General features: G+C 50.7%; 22 protein-coding genes and 1 tRNA gene. 11 read left to right on the top strand and 12 right to left on the bottom strand.

Annotated elements, in window-relative coordinates:
- From luxU to uvrB, 3 genes are all read right to left on the bottom strand, one after another.
- Window positions 1-342 (bottom strand): quorum-sensing phosphorelay protein LuxU, encoded by a 342-nt coding sequence (gene luxU / locus ACQY6F_RS02700; RefSeq protein WP_428772036.1) that lies wholly within the window; start codon window positions 340-342, stop codon window positions 1-3.
- Between the two features lie 2 nt (window positions 343-344).
- Complete coding sequence (gene luxO / locus ACQY6F_RS02705; protein WP_428772037.1) at window positions 345-1,745, bottom strand: quorum-sensing sigma-54 dependent transcriptional regulator LuxO; 1,401 nt, start codon at window positions 1,743-1,745, stop codon at window positions 345-347.
- A gap of 318 nt (window positions 1,746-2,063) precedes the next feature.
- On the bottom strand, window positions 2,064-4,097 hold the full coding sequence (gene uvrB, locus ACQY6F_RS02710) for an excinuclease ABC subunit UvrB (RefSeq protein ID WP_428772038.1): 2,034 nt from the start codon (window positions 4,095-4,097) through the stop codon (window positions 2,064-2,066).
- 536 nt (window positions 4,098-4,633) lie between these two features.
- Between uvrB and ACQY6F_RS02715 the strand changes: the two genes are divergently transcribed.
- The 9 genes from ACQY6F_RS02715 (at window position 4,634) to gloA (ending at window position 11,652) form a co-directional block, all read left to right on the top strand.
- Window positions 4,634-4,709, top strand: a tRNA-Asn gene (locus ACQY6F_RS02715).
- Window positions 4,710-4,936: 227 nt separating this feature from the next.
- Entirely contained in the window at window positions 4,937-5,518 is a 582-nt protein-coding gene (gene rsxA, locus ACQY6F_RS02720; protein WP_428772039.1) for an electron transport complex subunit RsxA, read from the top strand.
- A complete protein-coding gene (rsxB, locus tag ACQY6F_RS02725; protein ID WP_428772040.1) occupies window positions 5,518-6,108 on the top strand; it encodes an electron transport complex subunit RsxB in 591 nt (196 codons plus the stop codon). Before rsxA ends, rsxB begins: the two co-directional genes overlap by 1 nt.
- 8 nt (window positions 6,109-6,116) lie before the next feature.
- The gene (rsxC, locus tag ACQY6F_RS02730; RefSeq protein ID WP_428772041.1) at window positions 6,117-8,165 is read left to right on the top strand and encodes an electron transport complex subunit RsxC; all 2,049 of its coding nucleotides are present in this window, start codon (window positions 6,117-6,119) and stop codon (window positions 8,163-8,165) included.
- Window positions 8,165-9,211 (top strand): electron transport complex subunit RsxD, encoded by a 1,047-nt coding sequence (gene rsxD, locus ACQY6F_RS02735; protein ID WP_428772042.1) that lies wholly within the window; start codon window positions 8,165-8,167, stop codon window positions 9,209-9,211. Before rsxC ends, rsxD begins: the two co-directional genes overlap by 1 nt.
- A 24-nt stretch (window positions 9,212-9,235) precedes the next feature.
- On the top strand, window positions 9,236-9,871 hold the full coding sequence (rsxG, locus tag ACQY6F_RS02740; RefSeq protein WP_428772043.1) for an electron transport complex subunit RsxG: 636 nt from the start codon (window positions 9,236-9,238) through the stop codon (window positions 9,869-9,871).
- On the top strand, window positions 9,864-10,556 hold the full coding sequence (locus ACQY6F_RS02745) for an electron transport complex subunit E (RefSeq protein WP_428772044.1): 693 nt from the start codon (window positions 9,864-9,866) through the stop codon (window positions 10,554-10,556). The genes rsxG and ACQY6F_RS02745 overlap by 8 nt, the downstream gene beginning before the upstream one ends.
- 16 nt (window positions 10,557-10,572) lie before the next feature.
- The gene (gene nth / locus ACQY6F_RS02750) at window positions 10,573-11,214 is read left to right on the top strand and encodes an endonuclease III (protein WP_428772045.1); all 642 of its coding nucleotides are present in this window, start codon (window positions 10,573-10,575) and stop codon (window positions 11,212-11,214) included.
- Window positions 11,215-11,235: 21 nt separating this feature from the next.
- Window positions 11,236-11,652, top strand: coding sequence for a lactoylglutathione lyase (gene gloA, locus ACQY6F_RS02755; RefSeq protein ID WP_428772046.1), 417 nt, complete (start codon window positions 11,236-11,238; stop codon window positions 11,650-11,652).
- A gap of 56 nt (window positions 11,653-11,708) precedes the next feature.
- Here the strand turns inward: gloA and motY are convergent, their stop codons facing one another.
- The gene (gene motY, locus ACQY6F_RS02760; RefSeq protein WP_428772047.1) at window positions 11,709-12,596 is read right to left on the bottom strand and encodes a flagellar protein MotY; all 888 of its coding nucleotides are present in this window, start codon (window positions 12,594-12,596) and stop codon (window positions 11,709-11,711) included.
- Window positions 12,597-12,777: 181 nt separating this feature from the next.
- Here motY and rnt point away from each other — a divergent pair, with 181 nt between their 5' ends.
- Both rnt and ACQY6F_RS02770 read left to right on the top strand, forming a co-directional pair.
- Window positions 12,778-13,437, top strand: coding sequence for a ribonuclease T (gene rnt / locus ACQY6F_RS02765; protein ID WP_428772048.1), 660 nt, complete (start codon window positions 12,778-12,780; stop codon window positions 13,435-13,437).
- Between the two features lie 20 nt (window positions 13,438-13,457).
- The gene (locus tag ACQY6F_RS02770) at window positions 13,458-14,783 is read left to right on the top strand and encodes a Na+/H+ antiporter family protein (RefSeq protein WP_428772049.1); all 1,326 of its coding nucleotides are present in this window, start codon (window positions 13,458-13,460) and stop codon (window positions 14,781-14,783) included.
- Between the two features lie 134 nt (window positions 14,784-14,917).
- Here the strand turns inward: ACQY6F_RS02770 and sucD are convergent, their stop codons facing one another.
- From sucD to sdhC, 8 genes are all read right to left on the bottom strand, one after another.
- Entirely contained in the window at window positions 14,918-15,790 is an 873-nt protein-coding gene (gene sucD, locus ACQY6F_RS02775) for a succinate--CoA ligase subunit alpha (RefSeq protein ID WP_045953798.1), read from the bottom strand.
- On the bottom strand, window positions 15,790-16,956 hold the full coding sequence (gene sucC, locus ACQY6F_RS02780) for an ADP-forming succinate--CoA ligase subunit beta (protein ID WP_428772050.1): 1,167 nt from the start codon (window positions 16,954-16,956) through the stop codon (window positions 15,790-15,792). The genes sucD and sucC overlap by 1 nt, the downstream gene beginning before the upstream one ends.
- A gap of 184 nt (window positions 16,957-17,140) precedes the next feature.
- Window positions 17,141-18,352, bottom strand: a complete 1,212-nt coding sequence (gene odhB / locus ACQY6F_RS02785; RefSeq protein WP_428772051.1) for a 2-oxoglutarate dehydrogenase complex dihydrolipoyllysine-residue succinyltransferase — start codon at window positions 18,350-18,352, stop codon at window positions 17,141-17,143.
- A 28-nt stretch (window positions 18,353-18,380) separates the two neighbouring features.
- Window positions 18,381-21,206 (bottom strand): 2-oxoglutarate dehydrogenase E1 component, encoded by a 2,826-nt coding sequence (gene sucA / locus ACQY6F_RS02790; protein ID WP_428772052.1) that lies wholly within the window; start codon window positions 21,204-21,206, stop codon window positions 18,381-18,383.
- 96 nt (window positions 21,207-21,302) lie between these two features.
- Window positions 21,303-22,019, bottom strand: a complete 717-nt coding sequence (locus ACQY6F_RS02795) for a succinate dehydrogenase iron-sulfur subunit (protein ID WP_428772053.1) — start codon at window positions 22,017-22,019, stop codon at window positions 21,303-21,305.
- A 15-nt stretch (window positions 22,020-22,034) separates the two neighbouring features.
- Complete coding sequence (gene sdhA, locus ACQY6F_RS02800; RefSeq protein WP_428772054.1) at window positions 22,035-23,801, bottom strand: succinate dehydrogenase flavoprotein subunit; 1,767 nt, start codon at window positions 23,799-23,801, stop codon at window positions 22,035-22,037.
- On the bottom strand, window positions 23,802-24,149 hold the full coding sequence (gene sdhD / locus ACQY6F_RS02805; RefSeq protein ID WP_428772055.1) for a succinate dehydrogenase, hydrophobic membrane anchor protein: 348 nt from the start codon (window positions 24,147-24,149) through the stop codon (window positions 23,802-23,804).
- Window positions 24,143-24,535: a succinate dehydrogenase cytochrome b556 subunit gene (sdhC, locus tag ACQY6F_RS02810; protein ID WP_428772056.1), complete on the bottom strand. Its 393-nt coding sequence runs from the start codon at window positions 24,533-24,535 to the stop codon at window positions 24,143-24,145. Before sdhC ends, sdhD begins: the two co-directional genes overlap by 7 nt.
- Between the last annotated feature and the right edge of the window lie 351 nt (window positions 24,536-24,886).

A 24,886-nucleotide genomic window follows, 5' to 3' on the forward strand; every position in this document is an offset into this window, starting at 1 on the left:
TTACTGACTGGCCAATTGTTGATAGGCCTGCTCTGTACTGCGTAATAGTTCCAGCATAGGTTGCAGGTCATCGGTTAACGTCAGGGTGATCCCCGCTTTCGCCCGGGCATCGATGTCTCGCGCCTGCTGGCAGAGCTGATCTGCACCAAAACTGGCAGCACTGCTTTTTAACGCATGGCTGATTTCACTCAGGTAAACGTACTTATCGACCGATTCCGGCTGCGATAAGTTGGAGATATAGGTGTTCAGCTCTCCTAAGAAAATTTCCAGCAGCACCGGAACATTCTCCTCACCAATCTCCTCTGCCAGCCGGGTGATTTGCTGTTGATTCTTGATGTCCATGATCAGTTACTTTTTTCCTTATCATTCCAGGCCTGCAATTTGCGATAGATGGTCGAAGGGCTGACATCTAAGTAGCCGGCAGCTTTAGGAATATTACCATCACAGGCTTCGATTGCCTGCTCGATCGCCTGCTTTTCTGTGAGCCACAGAGGGAAAATTTCATGGACACTCAGAGGCTGATCCGACGCCTCACGCTGGACCCGAATCTGACCGGTATCCGGACGGTTCAACGGCGGCGGTAACATATCCAGGGTAATCACCTGGCCATGGTTGAGTACCACCACATTTCTCAATACGTTCTGCAATTGACGGACATTGCCAGGCCATTCATAGCGAATAAAGCGCTCTACCACTTCTGGCGCCAGACGGATAAAGCCTTTCCCCTCTTCTTTTGACATAAAGCCCAGCAGTGAATAGGCAATTTCAATCACATCTTCACCCCGCTCGCGCAGTGGCGGCAAATGCAAGGGGATCACATACAAACGGTAATACAGGTCTTCACGGAAACGGCCCTCTTGCACTTCGCGCCAAGGATCCCGGTTGGTCGCGCAGACAAACCGGACATCGACACTTTTCATTTTGGACGATCCCACTTTCTGAAAAGTACCGGTCTGGATAAAGCGCAACAGTTTGGTCTGCAGGTCCAGATCCATTTCGCACAACTCATCAAGAAACAGGGTGCCACCATCGGCCAGCTCTGCCGCCCCCTGGCGATCGGTCGCGGCCCCGGTAAACGCCCCTTTGACGTGACCGAACAGCTCACTCTCAATTAAGTCTTTGGGGATCGCGGCACAGTTGATGGCGATAAATGGTTTGTCGCCGCGCTTGCTGGCCGCATGGATCGCTTCAGCACACACTTCTTTACCGGTACCACTTTCGCCGGTAATAAAAATACTCGCCTTACTGCTGGCGGCTGAGTCTATGGTCCGGTATACCGCCTGCATATTGTGGCTGCTACCGATAAAGCCCTGATAGTTCTGATTATTTGAATGGCCAGGCTCATTTTTCAGCTTGGTGGCCTTACGAATGGCGTTGTTGACCGTGACCCGAAGCCGATCCGCCTCACAGGGTTTAATCAAAAAGTCCTGGGCGCCGTGACGCATCGCTTCGACGGCGGTATCGATCGAGCCGTGTGCCGTCATAAAGATTACCGGCACATCCGGGCAACGCTCTCTAACCTCGTACAGTACATCCATACCGGTCATATCCGGCAGACGCAGATCGAGCAAAATCAGGTCAGGAGTACGAAATTTCAGGCTTTCGATCGCATCGCGACCGTTACCGACAATATTGATATCGATACCGAGCGGTGTCAGGTAGGAGCGGTACAAGGCTGCGACAGAGGCCGTATCTTCTACCATCAGCAAATACTTGGATTTTTGCTGCTGTTGATTTTGTTGCATAACCTAGCCAGTTGTAATTGCATTTTGTCTAAATAATTGCATTACGAATTGCATTTTGCAAATAATTAACAGTTCTTTGCTGCAAACTAGTAGATTTAACTCATATTTTTGATCTATGAAAATGGCACAAAACCTGCTGTTTACCGTATGACCCTCATGGGTCACCTAGCCAACTGACGTTGTTAGTGAACATAGTATTCACAAAATACAGCCAATAGCGGATTACTATTGGCTATTTTTTTGCGTGCAGTTTAACAGTAATCTCGTCGTTACTTCGCCTCTCAGGTTGATCTCATCAGCACAGAACGGCCAACCCACTCAACTATTTACGATAAATTGCGTCCGAAGCTGTTCGATTTTATCGCGTTTTTCTGCTGCCAGTTCAAATTCCAAATCTTGTGCATGTTGATACATTTGCGCTTCTAAACGACTGATCTCTTTATCCAACTGCTGTGGCGTCATGCTGTGATAACTGTTGGACGGCTCGGCCACTTTGGACAGGCTGACCAACTTGGGCTTGGTCTGTTTGTTTTTGCTTTTGGCGATATCGCCCAGTTCCATAATATCTTTGACATTCCGTTTCAGGGCCTGCGGCTGGATGCCTTTTTCTTCATTGTAGGCTTGCTGCTTCTCGCGGCGGCGGTTGGTTTCATCCATCGCCAATTTCATTGAACGGGTGATGCGGTCGGCATACAGAATCGCGGTTCCGTCCAGGTTACGCGCAGCACGCCCGATGGTCTGGATTAACGAACGCTCAGAGCGCAAGAAGCCTTCTTTATCCGCATCCAGAATCGCTACCAGCGACACTTCCGGCATATCCAGCCCCTCTCGCAGCAGGTTGATACCGACCAGGACATCGAACTCACCCAGACGCAGGTCACGAATGATCTCGACCCGCTCGACGGTATCAATGTCAGAGTGCAGGTAGCGAACCCGCACGTCGTGCTCGGTCAGATATTCGGTCAGATCTTCCGCCATCCGCTTGGTTAAGGTGGTCACCAAAACCCGCTCATCTTTGGCAGCCCGAATGTTGATTTCGGACAACAGGTCATCCACCTGGGTGGCCACCGGTCGAACTTCCAGTTTCGGATCCAGCAATCCGGTGGGGCGTACTACCTGATCGGCAACCTGACCGTCAGATTTTTCCAGCTCATAGTTACCGGGAGTGGCAGAAACAAAAATGGTTTGCGGGGCCAGCGACTCAAACTCTTCAAACTTCAGCGGACGGTTATCCAGCGCCGAAGGCAAGCGGAAGCCATATTCCACCAGGGTCTCTTTGCGCGAACGGTCCCCTTTGTACATGGCGCCAATCTGGGGCACAGTGACGTGGGACTCATCAATAACCAGCAGGCCATCGTGAGGCAGATAATCAAACAGTGTCGGCGGCGGCTCGCCTTCATTGCGACCACTCAGGTAACGTGAGTAGTTTTCGATACCGGAACAGAAACCGAGTTCGTTCATCATCTCGATATCAAACTGGGTTCGCTGGCTGATGCGTTGCTCTTCAAGCAGTTTATTGTTGTCCATCAGGTACTGCTGACGTTGACGAAGCTCCTGCTTAATATGTTCTATCGCTTCAAGAATCCGGTCTCGCGGCGTGACATAGTGGGTCTTGGGATAAACGGTAAAACGCGGAATATCGCGCTGCTTCAGTGCACCGGTTAAGGGGTCAAAAATACTGATGCAGTCGATCTCATCGTCAAACATCTCTACCCGCACCGCATCCTGATCCGATTCTGCCGGGAAAATATCGATCACTTCACCACGAACCCGGAACTGACCACGTTCAAATGCCACATCATTACGACTGTATTGCAGCTCCGCCAGACGGCGTAACATGTCACGCTGATCAATGATATCCCCACGCCGAAGGTGCAACATCATCTGCAGGTAGGATTCGGGGTCACCCAAACCATAGATCGCCGAAACCGATGCGACGATAATGGCATCTTTTCTTTCCAACAACGCTTTAGTCGCCGACAAGCGCATCTGCTCGATGTGCGCATTAATCGAGGCGTCTTTTTCAATAAAGGTATCTGTTGTCGGCACATAAGCTTCTGGCTGGTAATAGTCGTAATATGAGACAAAATACTCGACCGCATTATTAGGAAAGAACGCCTTCATCTCACCGTACAACTGAGCAGCCAGAGTTTTGTTAGGGGCTAACAATATTGTCGGTCTCTGTGCAGTGGCGATCACATTCGCTAAAGTAAATGTCTTACCTGAGCCAGTCACCCCCAACAGAGTCTGGTGAGCCAGGCCATCTTCCAACCCTGCAAGCAATTGGCGAATTGCGTCGGGTTGGTCACCAGATGGTTGATAATCCGATACCAAATCAAAAACTTTAGTCATAACACCCTCATCAGAGCCGGAGCTGAAAACCTGTGTAAATATACAGACAATTTAGCTGCAAATAAAATTTATCTCTGATTTGCAGATCTTTGTGTGTGGCCGCTAGATCTGATCAGTTTAGTCTGATACTATCTTCCGCCCTACTCGCTGTTCCCTCCCAATCAGCACCTAGTCGTATCCACAGCTTATACCCAAAACGCACCTAATTCGTCCAATTGATAATTATTTATATTTTTTCTCTGCATTAACACCTTCGGCGAATAAACAGGAAAAACCTATTATTTTCAATGATTAACACCCGTAGTAAATGATTAGTTTTCTAGATTATTTAATCTAACTGTTAATAACTTTTTAGTTGCTCAAGCTTCATCAACACACTTATCCACAATTTTAGTGGATAAGTAAATCAAGCCTAATAGCCGCAAGGGATGCAGGAAAGTAAAGCATTTTTTGCATAATTTATTTTAACTTTTTACCGCAAATCCGGTTGACATTATCCACCACAACCGACTATCATCCGCCCCGCTTAAAGCAATTCCCCCTTAGTTCAGTTGGTAGAACGGCGGACTGTTAATCCGTATGTCGCAGGTTCGAGTCCCGCAGGGGGAGCCAAATTTCGAAAGCCAGATCGTAAGATCTGGCTTTTTTCGTTTTAGCTCCCGCCACACACACTTTTGCCGAGTGAATTCCCTTCCCTCCAAATGGGTATGTCTGAGCTAACCACCAGCAAAATAAGCGCAAAATTTGGCCAACAGCTTAAAACCATGTATTTGGTCGGTTGTTATTAAGCTAGCAAAGCAGGATAATGTCAGGATCAGAATTTTAATTACTGTCTCGTTATGGCCGAATATCTTCTGTTATTGATCGGTACTGTGCTGGTCAATAACTTTGTGCTGGTAAAATTTCTGGGCTTGTGTCCGTTTATGGGGGTATCCAAGAAACTGGAGACCGCAATCGGTATGGGACTTGCTACGACCTTCGTCCTGACACTCGCTTCGGTGTGTGCTTACCTGGTAGAAACTTACATTCTCGCCCCGCTTGGGCTGCAGTATCTGCGAACCATGAGTTTCATTCTGGTGATCGCAGTGGTGGTTCAATTTACCGAAATGGTGGTACATAAAACCAGCCCGACATTGTACCGATTACTCGGTATCTTCCTCCCGCTGATCACCACCAACTGTGCCGTACTCGGCGTGGCGCTGCTGAATATCAACGAAAACCATAACTTTATCGAATCGATCATCTATGGCTTTGGTGCCGCTGTTGGTTTTTCCATGGTACTGATCCTGTTTGCGTCGATGCGTGAGCGTCTTGCCGCCGCGGATGTCCCAGCGCCCTTTAAAGGAGCGTCCATCGCCATGATCACTGCCGGGTTAATGTCGTTGGCATTTATGGGCTTTACTGGGTTGGTGAAACTGTAATGAATAGTATCGTTATCGCCATTATTGCTATTGCTGTCCTGGCGGCCATATTCGGTGCCGTTCTGGGTTTTGCCTCCATCCGCTTTAAAGTGGAAGCGGATCCCATCGTCGATCAAATTGATAGCATTTTGCCCCAAACCCAATGTGGCCAGTGCGGCTACCCAGGTTGCCGACCTTACGCAGAAGCTATTGCCAACGGCGATGCCATTAACAAGTGTCCTCCGGGGGGACAGGCGACAATAGAAAAACTGGCCGATTTAATGGGCGTCGATGTGCCCGAATCAGCGCACGATCTCGAAGATTCCGTTAAGAAAGTGGCCTTTATCCACGAAGATATGTGCATAGGCTGCACCAAATGTATCCAGGCCTGTCCGGTCGATGCCATCGTCGGTGGCACCAAGGCACTGCATACCGTCATCATCGATGAGTGTACCGGATGTGATTTATGCGTCGCGCCATGTCCGACCGATTGTATCGAAATGATCCCACTGGAAACCACCACTGAAAATTGGAAGTGGCAAATGAACGCCATTCCTGTTGTTGATATTACCGAAGCGGTCGAGCAAACCGATCGCAGCGGTGGAAATTAAGGACTGGCATGCTGTCACTAATCGAACAAATCCGAAACGGCGCACTGTGGGACTTTCCCGGTGGTATCCACCCTGCGGATAACAAGACTCAGTCCAACCAGATGACGATTGCCGAGGTTCAGGTTCCGGACGAAATCATTCTGCCGCTGAAGCAGCACATCGGTAAGCCAGGTGACCTGCTGGTCCGAACCGGCGAACGCGTTTTAAAAGGTCAGCCGTTAACCAAGTACAACACCAGCTTTATGCTGCCGGTTCACGCGCCCACATCCGGCCTCATTGAAGCAATAGAACCAAGAACCACCGCTCACCCATCCGGTCTGAGCGAAACCTGCATTATTTTGCGTCCAGACGGAAAAGATCAATGGATCGAGCTGTCTCCACTGGCCGACTACCAAGCGAAAGAGCCTGGGGAGCTGATTGAACTGATACGCCTGGCCGGGGTGTCCGGTTTAGGCGGTGCTGGCTTCCCGACGGCAAAAAAAATTCAGGCTGGCCTGTCACGTACAGAGATACTGATCATCAACGCAGCCGAGTGTGAGCCTTATATCACCGCAGATGACACCCTGATGCAGCATCATGCTGACGAAATTATTCAGGGTATCGAAATTGTCGAACATATTCTAAAACCCAAGCTGACTATCATCGGTATTGAAGATAACAAACCCCTGGCCATTGAAGCGCTAAAGATTGCAGCACAAAACAAAGACATTGTTATCCGCGTCATCCCCACGAAATACCCTTCTGGCGGGGAAAAACAACTGATAAAAGTGCTGACCAATAAAGAGGTGCCTAATGGGGGAATTCCGGCTGATATTGGCCTACTGGTACAAAATGTCGGCTCGCTGTATGCCATTAAAAAAGCGGTTATTGACGGCGAACCGTTGATCCGTAGAGTCGTCACCCTGACCGGTAACACCTTTATCCAGCCACGCAATGTCTGGGCGCTGATAGGTACACCGGTACAGTATCTACTCGATAGCTACGGCTATGAGCCAGACAAACGGCTGCCACGGCTGATCATGGGCGGGCCTATGATGGGATTTACCCTACCCCACAGCCGCGTACCGATAACCAAAACGACCAACTGTATTCTCGCTCCGCAGCGCAATGAAATCGCCGCGGAACAGTTCGAAATGGCCTGCATACGCTGTGCGCAATGTGCGGAAGTCTGTCCGGCCTCCCTGCTGCCGCAGCAATTACAATGGCATGCCAAGGCTCAAGAGTTGGATAAGTGCGAAGAATTACACATTCGCGACTGTATTGAATGCGGTGCCTGTGCTTATGTCTGTCCGAGCGAAATTCCGCTGGTGCAGTATTACCGCCAGGCCAAAGCCGAAATCCGTACCCGCAAAGAAGATGCCGAGGCTGCGGAACGGGCAAAAATCCGTTTTGAAGAGAAAAAAGCCCGGATGGAGCGGGAAAAAGCCGAGCGGGAGAATCGCTTCAAAAAAGCCGCCGATCAGCGCCGCAAAGAAATGCAACAGTCTGGTGGTGGTGATGCTGTCGCTGCAGCCATTGCTCGAGTGAAGGCGCAAAAACAGCCATCAAGTGACGAAGTCAAACCTGCCGTCGCCGCCGCCATTGCTAAAGCGAAAGCCAAGCAAGCCGCTGCTCTGGAGTCTGGGCAAGCCGAACCGGATAACCGCGAAATGGCGAAGCTTAGAGAACAACGTAAGCAGCAGGCTCGTGAGCGAAAAGCGGCCCAACAAGCTGAGGCAAGCTCTGAAACGAATGACGTAGCCCAGCCGGAGAAAGCTGATAAAAAGGCATCGGTCGCCGCTGCCATCGCCCGCGCCAAAGCGCGCAAAGCTGAACAGGCTGGCAGTGAAACAGAAACTTCCGAGCCCGCCAACGAAGCCGGCGATAAAAAAGCCGCGGTCGCTGCCGCCATTGCCCGCGCCAAAGCGCGCAAAGCGGAACAGGCTGGCAGTGAAACGGAAACTTCCGAGCCCGCCAGCGAAGCCAGCGATAAAAAAGCCGCGGTTGCCGCCGCTATTGCCCGCGCTAAAGCACGCAAAGCTCAGCAACAAAGCAAAAATAACCAGGAGAAAGAGTAGTGTCGTTTTTTATTGCCAGCTCCCCCCACAGTCATAGTCGGCGCAGTACCGCTGATCTGATGAAATGGGTCGCCGTGTGCGCCCTCCCTGGCCTGGCAGCTCAGAGCTACTATTTCGGCTGGGGTACTCTAATCCAACTGGTGATCGCGATCCTGTTCGCGTTGACACTAGAAGCCAGTATCATGCTGCTGCGTAAGCGGCCACCAGCGATGGCGCTGCGCGACAACAGTGCGTTGGTAACTGCATGGCTGTTGGCAGTGGCGATTCCCCCGCTCTCGCCATGGTGGCTGGTGTTAATTGGGCTGATATTCGCCATAGTAGTGGCCAAGCATCTTTATGGTGGTATCGGTCAAAACCTGTTCAATCCGGCGATGGTCGCCTATGTGGTGCTGCTGATTTCGTTCCCGGTCCAAATGACCAGCTGGATTGCGCCGGAACAGCTGAGTGCCAGCCCAAATAGTCTGGCCGATACCCTGGCACTGATTTTTACCGGCTATAACCTGGAGGGGCTCTCTTTACAGCAAGTTCGTACCGGTATTGACGGCCTGACGATGGCGACGCCGCTGGATGCCTTCAAAACTGCCCTGCATAGTGGCCGCACCAGCGCGGAGGCACTGTCGCAACCCCAGTTCGCCGGGCTGGCAGGCATCGGCTGGGAATGGGTCAATTTAGCGTACCTGATTGGCGGGTTACTGCTGATCAAACTGCGGGTGATCAGTTGGCATATCCCGCTGGCATTTTTGCTCAGCCTGACGGTAATCAGCGGACTGTTTGCAATTATTGTTCCCGGCACTACCGCCTCACCGCTGATCCAGCTGTTGTCGGGTGCCACCATGTTGGGTGCGTTTTTTATTGCCACCGACCCGGTAACAGCGTCCACGACAGTGAAAGGCCGACTGCTATATGGTGCATTGATCGGCATGCTGGTGTTCATTATTCGCAGCTGGGGTGGTTTTCCTGATGGCGTAGCATTCGCCGTACTGCTGGCCAACATGTGCGTACCGATGCTGGACTACTACACCAAACCTCGTACTTACGGGCATTAATTACACGGGTCTCGAAGGAATAGCATGTTTAACGCAATTAAAAACAATGGCCTGATTTTGGCAATATTTGCCTGTGTTTCAACCGGTATGGTTGCAGTGACTTATTACCTGACTGCAGACACCATTGCCAAACAGCAGCAGGCACAACTATTGTCGGTGCTAAACCAGGTCATTCCTCACCAGTTACACGACAACGATTTGTATCAGGCCTGTACCTTAGTCAGCAGCCCTGAGCTGGGCAGTTTAGAGCCTATGCCGGCTTATATTGCCAGCCTGAATGGTGAGCCCAGCGCGATCGCCATCGAGGCGATTGCGCCCGACGGCTATAACGGTGCCATCAAACTCATCGTTGCGGTCGACCACAGTGGCACAGTGACCGGCAGCCGTATTCTCTCCCATCAGGAGACTCCTGGACTGGGCGATAAGATCGACCTGCGCGTCACCGACTGGATGCTCGGATTCACCGGTAAACTGCTCAATGAGAGCAACGCGGACAGCTGGAAAGTACGCAAAGATGGTGGACAGTTCGACCAGTTTACCGGCGCCACCATCACGCCTCGAGCGGTGGTGAAAGCCATTAAACGCAGCGTACAATATGTTAACCTCAACCGTGAACAGTTGATCAAGCAGACACCAAATTGTGGAGGTGCCGATGAGTAATTATCAAAAACTGATAAAAGACGGCATGTGGGACAACAACCCGGCTCTGGTACAGTTGCTGGGTCTTTGTCCATTGCTGGCGGTCTCGTCAACGGTAACCAATGCGCTGGGGCTAGGGTTAGCAACGCTGGCGGTATTGGTGGGATCTAACGTCACCGTGTCGCTGGTGAAGCACAAAGTACCTAAAGAAGTGCGGATTCCGATCTTTGTCATGATCATTGCTGCGCTGGTGACCTGTGTACAGCTGCTGATGAACGCCTACGCTTACGGGCTGTTTCTGTCGCTGGGTATCTTTATCCCGCTGATTGTGACCAACTGTATAATCATCGGCCGGGCCGAAGCGTTTGCCTCCAAAAACGATGTTATTCCGGCAGCCATCGACGGTTTCTGGATGGGATTTGGCATGACCAGTGTCCTGGTGGTACTGGGCGCAATGCGCGAAATTATCGGCAACGGCACCCTGTTTGATGGCGCCGATTTGCTGTTTGGCGAATGGGCACGCAGCCTGAGAATCGAGCTGTTCCACTTTGACAGCCATTTTCTGTTGGCATTGCTGCCACCCGGCGCTTTCATCGGTGTGGGCCTTCTTATCGCGCTGAAAAATGTCATCGATAAACAACTGCAAGCTCGTCAGCCGAAGCAGGCAAAACCTGTTATCGAACGAGCCCGAGTCACCAACCAGTAAGGATATCTAACTCAAAATGAATAACAGTAAACGAGTCGAAATACTGCAGCGTCTGCGCGAAGCCAATCCACATCCGCAGACAGAACTCGCCTGGAATTCACCTTTTGAACTGCTTATTGCGGTGTTGTTGTCTGCTCAGGCGACCGATGTCAGCGTCAACAAAGCCACCGCCAAGCTCTACCCAGTGGCCAACACGCCGCAAGCCATGCTGAATTTAGGTGTCGAAGGGGTCAAACAGCACATCAAAACCATTGGTCTGTTTAACTCCAAAGCGGAAAACGTCATCAAAACTTGCCAGATCCTGGTCGAGCAACACCAGGGACAGGTCCCGGAAGATCGCGAAGCGTTAGAAGCGTTACCCGGCGTAGGGCGTAAAACCGCCAATGTGGTACTCAATACCGCTTTTGGATGGCCGACCATCGCGGTCGATACCCATATATTCCGCGTTTCCAACCGAACCAAATTTGCCATAGGGAAAAACGTTGACCAGGTTGAGCAAAAGCTGCTGAAAGTGGTACCGAAAGAATTTAAAGTGGATGTCCACCACTGGTTGATTTTGCACGGACGTTACACCTGCATTGCGCGTAAACCGCGCTGTGGCAGTTGCATCATCGAAGATTTGTGCGAATTCAAAGACAAAGTTTATCCAGAGAACTGATTAATTAGGGAGCAGAGTATTATGGCCTCAGGACGTATTTTACACACCATGCTACGCGTGGGTGATTTAGACCGCTCAATACAGTTTTATACCGATGTGATGGGGATGCAGTTACTGCGTAAAAACGAAAACACCCAGTATGAATACACACTGGCATTTCTCGGCTACGGTGATGAATCTCAGGGCGCGGTGATCGAACTTACCTACAACTGGGGAACCAGTGAGTACGATCTCGGCAATGCATTTGGCCATATCGCTATCGGTGTTGACGACATCTATTCTACCTGTGATGCGATTAAAGCCGCAGGCGGCAACGTGACCCGCGAGCCAGGTCCTGTCAAAGGTGGTTCCACCCATATCGCTTTCGTTAAAGATCCGGACGGCTATATGATTGAGCTGATCCAGAACAAACAGGCCAGTGCTGGTCTGGAAGGTTAACAAAAAGGGCGGTTCGCCGTCCTTTTTGCTTTTTAAGTGTTTGTAACGCAGCGAGCCTAAACCTGGGTCCGGCCCAGAGATATCACCACGCGGCGGTTTTTGTCTTTGCCGATCGGCGACGCATTGTCTGCAATCGGCCGCCGTTTGCCATATCCCTGCACCTGGATCCGCTCTTCGGTCAAGCCCAGTGACTGGAAATACTTACGCAACACCTCCGCCCGCTGTTCAGATAAATTCTGACTGGCACTTTTACTGTCGGTCGAATCGGTATAGGTAGACACCAGCACCAGGTCGATGTCCTTGTTGTAACGAATATAATCGGCAATCTGAGCCAGCCGCTTGCGTGATGCTTTGTTCAGTTCTACACTACTGCGGTCGTAATGAAGAATGGTAAAGGCAATATCTTCAAAACTGTACGGCAGTAAATTGGCAATACAGTCGCTGAAAACCTGGTACTGGGCTTTAAACATTACCGAGGACAAAGCCACTTCTATACGTTGGTCACGGCTTTGCCAGTCTTGATAGCTGAATGTCGGATAGCGGCCTTTCTCCAGTTCCGACAAGATACCCCATGCCGTTTGTCCACCGACATAGCCGTCGAACTGCTGAAAAAATTTCAGATTATTGATCCGCTCAGCGTTGTCGCCCGGGCGCCATGCCGGCGGGAGTGAAACCAGATCGACATTGCGGGTTTGCCCCATCGGCCGGCGCATTTTCAGTTCAAAATCCAGGTTAATTTTCTTACTGGCATGCGAGCTGAACTGGGCATCACCGTACCCCGGGATAGGATGTACCAGACGGCACTCCAGCGGCGAGTTCTCCACCATCTGCCAGGTGGATTGCTGGGGGGTGGCCACATACTGCTTCTCCATTGCGATTGCAGGCCCGCTAAAGGCGATGAAGGCAGCCAGCCCTGTCACGAATTGGCTTCTAGTCGATAACATGTCTCTATCTCAGTGCTCAGTTACGGCGGCGAAGCATTGCCCCCTATCGTTATTAATTCACCATCATGCAATTATCCCGCCAATAGCCCGGTTTCCGCAGGCATTAATTTGGCGGGCAACGGTTTTTATCAGGATAAGAATCTGCAATAATGCCAGCCCTCGCAGGTAAAATGACGTAATCATGACTACAGACAACCAAGCTTTGACGCTGAAAAAACGCTTTCGCGGCTATTTTCCAGTGGTAATCGATGTTGAAACCGCCGGGTTCAACGCCAAAACCGATGCCCTTTTAGAAATTTGCGCCGTGACCCTCAAGATGGATGAACAGGGTAACCTGCAACCTGCCAGTACCATCCATTTTCATGTCGAACCGTTTGAAGGCGCCAACATCGAACGTGAGGCACTGGAATTCAACGGTATTCGTGACCCGTTCAGCCCGTTGCGGGGCGCGGTAAGCGAATCTGAAGCGTTAAAAGAGATCTATAAACTGGTGCGGAAAGAGCAGAAGGCAGCGGAATGCAGCCGTGCCATCATCGTCGCCCACAACGCGACTTTCGACCACAGTTTTGTCATGGCTGCCAGCGAGCGCAGCCAGCTAAAACGAGTCCCGTTTCATCCCTTTGCCACCTTTGATACCGCAACGCTGAGCGGTCTGGCCTATGGCCAGACAGTACTGGCTAAAGCGTGCAAAACGGCCGGGATGGAATTTGACAATAAGGAAGCCCATTCCGCTTTATACGATACTCAAAAAACGGCGGAATTATTCTGTGGCATCGTCAACAAGTGGAAAGCCCTGGGTGGCTGGCCGCTGGTTGAACCTGACGCCGCAGAAAACAAGTAAACACAATAAAAGAGTAAACTATGAATCCTGTTGTAATTTCTGTTTGTATCATGCTGGCTCTGGCCCTGATGCGCGTCAATGTCGTGGTTGCCCTGACATTCAGCGCTATCGTGGGTGGTCTGGTTGCCGGTATGGATCTCTCTCAAGCAGTCTCTGCTTTTGAAAGCGGACTTGGTGGCGGTGCAACTATCGCGCTGAGCTACGCGATGCTTGGTACCTTTGCGGTGGCCATTTCTAAATCGGGTCTGACTGACCTAATGGCACAAAGTGTGATTCGCCGTATCCACGGTCGTCACAGTCAGGCTGCCAGCACCGGGCTGAAATACGCGGTACTGATCGCGTTGATCCTGGTAACCATGTCGTCACAAAACGTTATTCCGGTCCATATCGCCTTCATCCCAATCTTGATTCCACCTCTGTTGGGCGTTTTTGCCAAACTTAACATTGACCGTAGAATGATCGCCTGTGTGCTCACCTTCGGCCTGGTTACCACTTACATGGTATTGCCGATCGGTTTTGGTGGTATTTTCTTAAACAGCATCCTGCTGAAAAACCTGCAGGACAACGGCTTAGAGTCTATCGTTGCCAGCCAGGTACCAACAGCGATGTTACTGCCGGGTGCCGGCATGGTGGTTGGTCTGTTGATCGCAATATTCTTCAGTTACCGCAAACCTCGCGCCTATCCGGAAACAGAAATGACTCACGTTGAAGAGAGTCCGCAAGCGATCAACAAAAAGAATGTTATCGTTGCACTGGTCGGTATCGTAGTCGCTCTGTCAGCCCAGTTGTCGACCGGTTCGATGATCGTCGGTGGTCTGGCCGGCTTCCTGGTGTTTACCTTTGGTGGCGTGATCGCCTGGAAAGAAACCCATGATGTCTTCACCCGTGGGGTGCACATGATGGCGATGATCGGCTTTATTATGATCGCCGCGGCCGGTTTTGCCGCTGTGATGAAGCAAACCGGGGGCGTCGAAACTCTGGTGGAGTCAATTGCAGGCAGCATCGGTGACAATAAAGCCCTGGCAGCGCTGCTAATGCTGATTGTTGGCCTGCTGGTAACCATGGGGATTGGTTCCTCTTTCTCGACGATTCCAATCATTGCCACCATCTACGTACCACTGGCCGCCGCATTCGGCTTTTCACCTTTGGCCACCATAGCCATTGTGGGTACGGCAGGTGCGCTGGGTGACGCAGGTTCGCCGGCTTCTGACTCAACACTGGGGCCAACATCCGGCCTGAATGCCGATGGCCAGCACGATCATATCTGGGAAACCGTGGTACCCACCTTTATTCACTTTAATATTCCGCTGATTATCTTTGGCTGGATTGCAGCAATGACGCTGTAATTTCCGCCATAGATTCCAGTTAAAAGGGATTGTGCGTAAAGCCAGTCCCTTTTTTGTTGCCCTGAGTTCGGTAGCGTCAAACATTAAAAAAGCCTGGCATTGCCAGGCTTTGTGCTTAATCTGAGACTAACGAATTACCAACCGGTAACTTCGCGTAGCCCTTTGCCGATTTCTGCCAGACTTTTCACAGTCTTAACGCCGGCTGCTTCCAGAGCTGCGAATTTATCTTCAGCAGTACCTTTACCGCCAGAAATAATCGCGCCAGCGTGGCCCATACGTTTACCTGGAGGAGCAGTCACACCTGCGATGTAAGAAACAACGGGTTTAGTGACGTTCTCTTTGATGAACGCTGCCGCTTCCTCTTCCGCAGTACCACCGATCTCACCGATCATCACGATCGCTTCAGTTTCCGGGTCTTCCTGGAACAGTTTCAGGATATCGATAAAGTTAGATCCTGGGATTGGGTCACCACCGATACCAACACAAGTAGACTGACCGAAACCTTCGTCAGTGGTCTGCTTAACCGCTTCATAAGTCAGTGTGCCTGAACGAGAAACGATGCCGACCTTACCTTTCTTGTGGATGTGACCTGGCATGATACCGATCTTGCACTCATCAGGAGTGATAACGCCTGGGCAGTTTGGACCGATCATGCGTACGCCAGTCTCTTCCAGCTTCACTTTCACGTCGATCATATCAGTCGTAGGGATGCCTTCGGTGATAGTCACGATCAGCTCGATACCCGCATCAATCGCTTCCAGAATGGCATCTTTACAGAAAGGTGCTGGTACATAGATAACTGTCGCGGTTGCGCCAGTCGCTTCTACTGCTTCGCGTACAGTGTTGAATACTGGCAGGCCCAAGTGAGTTTGACCACCTTTGCCCGGAGATACACCACCAACCATCTGAGTGCCGTATGCAATAGCCTGCTCTGAGTGGAAAGTACCCTGACCACCAGTGAAACCCTGACAGATTACTTTGGTGTCTTTGTTAATTAGTACCGACATTATTTGCCCTCCGCAGCAGCAACAACTTTCTGAGCTGCGTCGGTTAGCGACTCAGCTGCAATGATATCAACATCCGAATTAGCAAGTACTTCGCGACCCAGGTCTGCGTTAGTACCTTCCAGACGAACCACAACAGGTACGCTTACACCTACCTCTTTAACCGCACCGATGATACCTTCAGCGATCATGTCACAACGAACGATACCGCCGAAGATGTTAACCAGTACTGCTTTCACGTTGTCATCAGACAGGATGATCTTGAATGCTTCCGCTACGCGCTCTTTGGTTGCGCCGCCACCAACATCCAGGAAGTTAGCTGGTTTGCCGCCGTGCAGGTTTACGATGTCCATCGTGCCCATCGCCAGACCCGCGCCGTTAACCATACAGCCAACGTTACCATCTAGTGCGACGTAGTTCAGTTCCCACTGAGCTGCGTGTGCTTCACGCTCATCTTCCTGAGAAGGATCGTGCATTTCACGCAGTTTAGGCTGACGGTAAAGCGCGTTTGAGTCGATGTTGATCTTACCGTCCAGGCACAGCAGGTTGCCTTCGGCAGTAACAACCAGCGGGTTGATTTCCAGCAGAGCCAGGTCGTATTGGGCGAACATAGTGCCAAGACCCATGAAGATCTTAACGAATTGTTTAATTTGGTCGCCTTCCAGGCCCAGTTTGAACGCCAGTTCACGGCCTTGATATGCTTGCGGGCCGACCAATGGGTCGATAGCGGCTTTGTGAATCAACTCTGGAGTTTCTTCTGCCACTTTCTCGATTTCCACGCCACCTTCAGTCGATGCCATGAACACAATCTTGCGGCTAGCGCGGTCAACTACTGCACCCAAGTACAGTTCGTTAGCGATGTTTGATGCTTCTTCAACCAGGATCTTAGTGACAGGCTGACCGTTAGCATCTGTTTGGTAAGTTACCAGGTTTTTACCCAGCCACTTTTGTGCAAACTCTTTTACGCCATCTTTAGTATCGTGCAGCTCAACACCGCCCGCTTTACCGCGACCACCGGCGTGTACCTGACACTTAACGACTTTTTTCTCCGTGCTGATGCGACCTGCAGCTTCAAAAGCTTCTTGTGGCGTATCACAAGCGTAACCTTCCGGTACAGGCAAACCGAATTCTGCAAACAGCTGTTTGGCTTGATATTCATGCAAATTCATTTTGATATTCCGTTCGTTCTTCCCTAAGGGGCTTTATATTCTTTGACGCGCTATTACAACTAACGACGTCTGTAGGGTCTTCTCAAATAAGCCAATACAGCTCAAATGAAGGCGAGGCGATGAGCGTAGCCCAGCCCAAAATTAACGTCAGCCCGGTGAACTGGTCACCGGGCTTAGCTTTGGATTAAACGTCCAGCAGCAGGCGAGTTGGATCTTCCAGCAATTCCTTGATGGTAACCAGGAAGCCTACTGACTCGCGACCATCAATCAGACGGTGATCGTAAGACAGCGCCAGGTACATCATTGGCAGGATCTCTACTTTGCCATCAACCGCCATAGGACGTTCCTGGATTTTGTGCATACCCAGGATGGCCGCTTGTGGTGGGTTGATGATAGGTGTAGACATCAGTGAACCAAACACACCACCGTTGGTGATGGTGAAGTTACCGCCAGTCAGCTCTTCAACAGTCAGCTTACCGTCGCGGCCTTTAATGGCCAGCTCTTTGATACCTTTCTCAATTTCAGCCAGGCTCAGGTTGTCACAGTCTTTTAGGACAGGAGTCACCAGGCCACGCGGAGTCGATACCGCCATGCTGACATCGAAGAAATTGTGGTAAACGATATCTTCGCCATCGATAGAGGCATTCACCTCTGGGTAGCGTTTCAGCGCTTCCACAACGGCTTTAACGTAGAACGACATGAAGCCCAGACGAATGCCGTGACGCTCTTCGAACTGATCTTTGTATTTCTTACGCAGATCCATGATAGGTTTCATGTTGACTTCGTTGAAGGTTGTCAACATTGCGGTGCTGTTTTTCGCTTCCAGCAGACGCTCGGCAACACGTTTACGCAGACGAGTCATAGGAACGCGTTTTTGCGTGCGCGCAGCCGCTGGGAGCTCGATATCAGCCTGTTTGGTTTCCGCTGCCGGCTTATCCTTGGCTTTAGCCAGGAAGGCCTCGATGTCTTCACGAGTAATGCGGCCACCCACACCGGTACCTTTAACCTGATTCGCTTCCAGGCCATGTTCACCCATTAGACGGCGAACAGCAGGGCTCAGCGCATCGTTGCTCTCTTCAGTCAGGCTGGCTTTGTGGCGCTTGTCTGGAGAAGATTCAGACGCTTCAGTGGTGTCTTTAGTTGGTTCACCCGCTACCGCACCAGGCTTCAGTTTTGCTATAAGCTGCTTAGACAGTACGGTCGCACCTTCTGCTTCTACAATCGCTTCCAGTACGCCATCGTCAGGAGCCGGAACTTCCAGAACCACTTTATCGGTTTCGATATCAACGAGTACTTCGTCGCGTGCCACAGCTTCGCCAGGTTGTTTGTGCCAAGTCGCAACTGTTGCGTCCGCAACTGATTCAGGTAGGTCTGGAACCAGAATTTCAATTGTCATCTTTCTTTCTTCCTTATACTTCTGGTTCTTAATCTGACGATTTAGAACCCAAAGTCAGAGCGTCTTCAACCAACGCCTTCTGCTGTTTCAAATGTACCGACATATAACCAACTGCTGGCGAAGCAGAAGCTGGGCGGCCTGCGTAATTAAGTTCCGCACCTTTTGGAATCGAGGCTCGGAAGTTGTGCTGACTACAGTACCAGGCACCTTGGTTTTGTGGCTCTTCCTGGCACCAGACGAAGTCTTCAGCATTGGTATATGGTGCGATCGCCGCTTTAACATCGTCCATCGGGAACGGGTACAGCTGCTCGATACGCACAATCGCGACATCGTCCTGCTCGTTATTACGACGTTGTTCTAGCAGGTCGTAGTAAACTTTACCTGAACAGAATACAACGCGTTTCACTTTGGCAGGATCCAGATTATCAATTTCGCCAATCGCTGGTTGGAAAGTCCCTTCTGCCAGGTCTTCCAGCGTAGAAATACACAGTGGATGACGCAACAGAGATTTTGGCGACATGACCACCAGAGGACGACGCATCGGACGAACCACCTGACGGCGCAGCATGTGATATACCTGAGCTGGCGTCGACGGAACGATCACTTGCATGTTTTGCTCTGCGCAAAGCTGCAGGTAACGCTCCAGACGGGCTGAGGAGTGCTCTGGACCCTGGCCTTCGTAACCGTGTGGCAACAGCATGGTCAAACCACACAAACGAGCCCATTTTTGCTCACCAGAAGAAATAAATTGGTCGATTACAACCTGAGCGCCGTTGGCGAAATCACCAAATTGCGCTTCCCACAACGTCAGGCCACCCGGCTCTGCAGTTGCATAGCCGTATTCGAAGGCCAGTACCGCTTCTTCGGACAGGACCGAGTCGAATACCTGGAACGGACCTTGTTTGTCATGGATGTTCTCCAGCGGTACATAAGTGCTGGCATCTGACTGGTTGTGCAGAACGGCATGACGATGGAAGAAAGTTCCGCGTCCGGAATCCTGACCTGAGATACGAATACGTTTGCCATCGTCGACCAGAGTCGCGTAGGCCAGCGTCTCTGCCATACCCCAGTCAATGGCTTTTTCGCCGGTCAGCATCGCTTTGCGGTCGTTGTATAGCTTGTTTACCCGGCTTTGCAGCTTGTGGCTTTCCGGGTACTGGGTGATACGATTACCCAGCTCTAACAAACGCTGACGGTCGTACTGGTTATCCCACTCCATGTCCCATTCATGGCCCAGGTATGGTGACCAGTCTACCGAGTGCATCGCCATCGGACGCCACTCTTTCACCACTACTTCACCGTGGTCCAGAGCATCGCGGTATTCGTTCACCAATTGGGTGGCGATGTCGATACCTAACTCATTACGCTCGATCAGCACATCCGCGTATAGCTTGCGTGGCGTCGGATGTTTTTTGATTTTCTGATACATCAGCGGCTGAGTCGCATTTGGCTCATCAGCTTCGTTGTGACCGTGGCGGCGGTAACAAACCAGGTCGATCACCACGTCGCGTTTGAATTCGTTACGGTAATCGAGTGCGATTCGGGTTACGAAGGCAACGGCTTCAGGATCGTCCGCGTTGACGTGGAAGATCGGAGCCTGCACCATTTTCGCGATATCGGTACAGTACATGGTTGAGCGGGTATCGTTCGGGTTGGAGGTAGTAAAGCCAACCTGGTTATTCACCACGATACGCACAGTACCACCGACTTGGAAACCACGCGCCTGTGACATGTTGAAGGTTTCAGCTACCACACCCTGACCGGCAATCGCCGAGTCACCGTGAATAGTGATCGGCAATACCGTGCTGCCGTTTTTATCACCGAGGCGATCCTGACGGGCACGTACCGAACCGATAACCACAGGGTTAACGATCTCTAGGTGAGACGGGTTAAACGCCAGTGCCAGGTGAACGTCGCCGCCAGGTGTGGCGAAGTCTGCCGAGAAACCCTGGTGGTATTTAACGTCACCAGTACCCCAGGTTTCATCGTGCTTACCCGCGAACTCATCAAACAGATCCTGCGGTTTCTTACCCAACACGTTAACCAACATGTTGAGACGACCACGGTGAGCCATACCGATAACGACTTCACGCATACCGCTATTACCAGCGTGGCGAATCAGCTCTTTGGTCATTGGAATAAGCGCATCACCACCTTCCAGCGAGAAACGTTTCGCGCCCGGGAATTTCGCACCCAGGTAACGTTCCAGGCCTTCTGCAGCCGTCAGCTCTTCAAGGAAGGTGCGTTTTTCGTCTGCATTAAAGCTGGGTTGGCCTACCACGGACTCCAAACGTTGCTGAATCCAACGCTTCTGCTCAGTGTCGGTCATGTGCATGTATTCAGCACCGATCGAGCCGGTATAGATTTTTTTCAGGGCAGAATGGATATCTCGCAGTGCCATGGTCTCCTGACCAATAGCAAAAGAGCCTACGTTGAATGTTTCGTTGAGATCGTCTTCAGTAAGACTGTGGAATGCTGGGTCCAGTTCCGCCACAGGTGGGCGTTTCCATAGACCGAGAGGATCGAGTTCTGCGGCTTCATGGCCGCGGAATCGGTACGCGTTGATAAGCTGTAGAACTTTTACTTGCTTAGCATCGACATCTGGATCACTAACTTGGACATTGTAATGCTTTGTTTCTTGAGCGAGTCGTCGGAAGTAGTCACGGACACGCGAGTGTGGCTGCTCAGCCACTTCTTCAGAGCGCACAGGCAACTCTTCAAAAACACGTTTCCACTCCTCACTTACCAGATCGGGATCACTTAGATACAGTTCGTAGAGATCTTCTACGTACGTTGCATTGGCGCCAGCCAAGTGTGAAGACTCGAGCCATGCCTTCATCACGCCGTTGTGCATATTTTCCCTTAACCAGTAGTTTTCACGTCTGCTGCGGTCTTCGCCGAGCTATCAATGCCGGTTACCACAATGATAACCGGCAATTTTTTTATTACTTTATACCGAGCGATTCACCAGCATAGTCTTAATATGACCGATGGCTTTCGTCGGGTTGAGTCCCTTAGGACAAACACTGACACAATTCATGATGCCATGGCAACGAAAAACGCTAAATGCATCATCAAGATTTGATAAACGTTCATCCGTTGCAGTATCACGGCTGTCGATTAACCAGCGATACGCCGCCAGCAGGCCAGCAGGACCGATAAATTTATCCGGATTCCACCAGAATGACGGACATGATGTGGAACAACATGCGCACATGATACATTCGTACAGACCGTCAAGATGAGCACGCTCTTCCGGCGATTGTAGATTCTCGCGAGAAGGTGGCAGACTACCGTCATCGATCAGGAACGGTTTCACTTTTGCGTAGTTGTCATAGAACTGAGTCATGTCGACGATCAGGTCACGAACCACTGGCAGACCAGGCAGAGGACGGATCACAATTTTGTCTTTAGATCCGTTCAGTGCTGAAAGTGGTGTGATACAAGCCAGACCGTTTTTACCGTTCATGTTCAGACCGTCTGAACCACAAACACCTTCGCGGCATGAGCGACGGAATGACAGCGTAGCATCCTGTTCTTTAAGAAGAATCAGGGCATCCAGCACCATCATATCAGAGCCTTCGCCTACCTCAAGTGTGTAGTCTTTCATGTACGGCTTAGCGTCCACGTCAGGGTTGTAGCGATACACAGAGAAGTTCAGTTTCATTGTTTCTAGCCTCCCTTAGTATGTACGAACTTTTGGTGGGAACGCTTCGCGGTGAACCGGTGACATATTAACGTCACGCTTGGTCATTTGCTCAGTTTCCGGGGTATAAATTGAGTGACACAGCCAATTCGCGTCATCACGTTCTGGGAAGTCGAAACGTGCGTGAGCACCACGGCTTTCCGTACGATAGTTGGCGGCAACAGCAGTGGAGAATGCGGTTTCCATCAGGTTATCCAGCTCCAGACACTCGATACGTTGAGTGTTGAACTCCTGAGATTTATCTGCCAGATGGGCATCTTTCAGACGCTCACGGATCACTTTCAGCTCTTCCAGGCCAGTGGCCATGGCATCGCCTTCACGGAATACCGAGAAGCTGTTTTGCATGCAGGTCTGCAGATCTTTACGGATTTGGACCGGATCTTCGCCGCGTGCACTGTTTTCCCAACGCATGGTACGAGCCAGTGAGGCTTCGATGTCTGATTCCGTTGCCGGACGAGCTTCCGCTTGTGCCGCCAGAGTTTCACCAAGATGCAAGCCGGTTGCACGGCCAAATACCACCAGGTCAAGCAGTGAGTTACCGCCCAGACGGTTAGCACCGTGAACCGATACAGAAGCGATTTCACCACATGCATACAAGCCTTGAACTTCTGATTCGCTGCCGTCGGCATGCTGGTGAATAGCCTGACCAGAAACCTGAGTCGGTACACCGCCCATCATGTAGTGACAGGTTGGAATAACTGGAATTGGTTCTTTAACCGGATCGACGTGAGCGAAAGTACGGGACAGCTCACAGATACCTGGCAGACGAGATTCAAGTACGTCTTTACCTAAGTGATCCAGTTTCAGTTTAATGTGTGGGCCCCACGGACCATCGCAACCGCGACCTTCACGGATTTCGATCATCATCGAGCGAGCGACCACGTCACGGCCTGCCAGGTCTTTGGCATTCGGCGCATAACGCTCCATAAAGCGCTCGCCGTCTTTGTTCAGCAGGTAACCACCTTCACCACGACAACCTTCTGTAACCAGTACACCCGCGCCGGCAATACCGGTCGGGTGGAATTGCCACATTTCCATATCCTGCATCTGTACGCCGGCACGCAGCGCCATACCGACACCGTCACCGGTATTGATGTGGGCGTTAGTGGTAGACGCGTAGATACGGCCAGCACCACCGGTAGCCAGGATAGTCGCTTTCGACTTGAAGTAGCAGATTTCACCGGTTTCCATACAGATCGCGGTACAGCCCATGATGGCGCCGTCCTGGTTCTTCACCAGATCCAGGGCATACCATTCTGAGAAGATAGTGGTTTTGTGCTTAACGTTCTGTTGATACAGAGTGTGCAGCAAGGCGTGACCGGTACGGTCTGCTGCAGCGGCGGTACGAGCAGCCTGCTCGCCACCGAATTCTTTCGACTGGCCACCAAACGGACGCTGATAGATAGAACCATCTTCAAAACGAGAGAATGGCAGACCCATTTTCTCCAATTCGATTACCGATTCAGGACCGTTCTTACACATATACTCGATAGCGTTCTGGTCACCGATGTAATCGGAACCTTTTACCGTATCGTACATGTGCCATTGCCAATTATCTTTGTGTGAATTTCCGAGTGCTACAGTAATACCACCCTGAGCAGAGACGGTATGTGAGCGGGTCGGAAATACTTTTGACAAAAGAGCACAGGTCAAGCCTTGCTCAGAGATTTGCAGTGCAGCGCGCATACCTGCACCACCAGCGCCGATTACTACGGCATCAAATTCGCGAACTGGAATAGACACTTATGCACCCCACAGAATAAACAGACCAGAGAAGAAGTAGCCGAAGAGAACAGCAATAATACCCAGCTGTAGGCCACCACGAAGCTTGGCGCACTTAATGTAGTCAGTCAGTACTTGCCATAAACCGATCCAGGCGTGGATCAGTACAGAAACCAGAGCAAGCATTGTGAAGGATTTGGTAAATGTGCCGCCGAAGAACTGAGTCCAGCTTTGGTAAGTGATATCACCGGAGAATACGACAAAGCTCAGCATATAAACGGTGTAAAGTGTCATGATGATTGCGGTCGCACGAATCAACAGGAAGTCATGTACGCCATTGCGACCAAAGGTAGAAACATTGTTTACCATACCAGAACCCCCGCTAACAGAGACAGAACAGCCGTCGCACCGAAGGCAACTTTGGCGCTCATTGCACCCGACTCAAGCTCTTCGAAATAGCCGAAGTCCATCATGAGGTGTCGGATACCACCGGCAATGTGATACGCCAACGCCGTCAGGATACCCCAGAGGATAAACTTGACGAAAAATCCGTCGACGATGTCACTGGCTTCTGCGAAACCAAGTGGGGATGATAGTGAGATAGATAACAACCACAGCAGAATTCCAACTGCCACAAACGTAATTACTCCTGAAACACGGTGCAGGATAGAGGCGATTGCGGTGATTGGAAAGCTGATAGTCTGTAAATCTAGATTAACAGGTCTTGACTTTCTTTCTTTCACGGGCTTGCTCACTCCGCTCTTTTGAGCATTTCTTGTTATATACGAATTTTGGCTATAAACCCATAAAAGTTAACATTTAATTAACAGCAAACTGCGATTTAGAGCGAGTTAAATGTAAAATAAATGTTAACAACCAAAACTAAATTGACTACCGCTTATTTGTTTCTAGCCTTGAATTTATAAGGTTTTAACCAAAAATTACTGCGCCACTATACGGACCGCAACATTCTAATACAATTGATGTAACAATTTTTGCTACACAGAACAGATTTTTAACTTAATATCGATAAAAAAATAAAGACAAGTGCACACATCAGTTGAGAAGAATTGACTTTGTAAGCGATCCCACGTAAAAAATTGGCA

The organism is Vibrio sp. (assembly GCF_050299255.1).
In the GTDB taxonomy this organism is placed as follows: Bacteria; Pseudomonadota; Gammaproteobacteria; order Enterobacterales; family Vibrionaceae; genus Vibrio.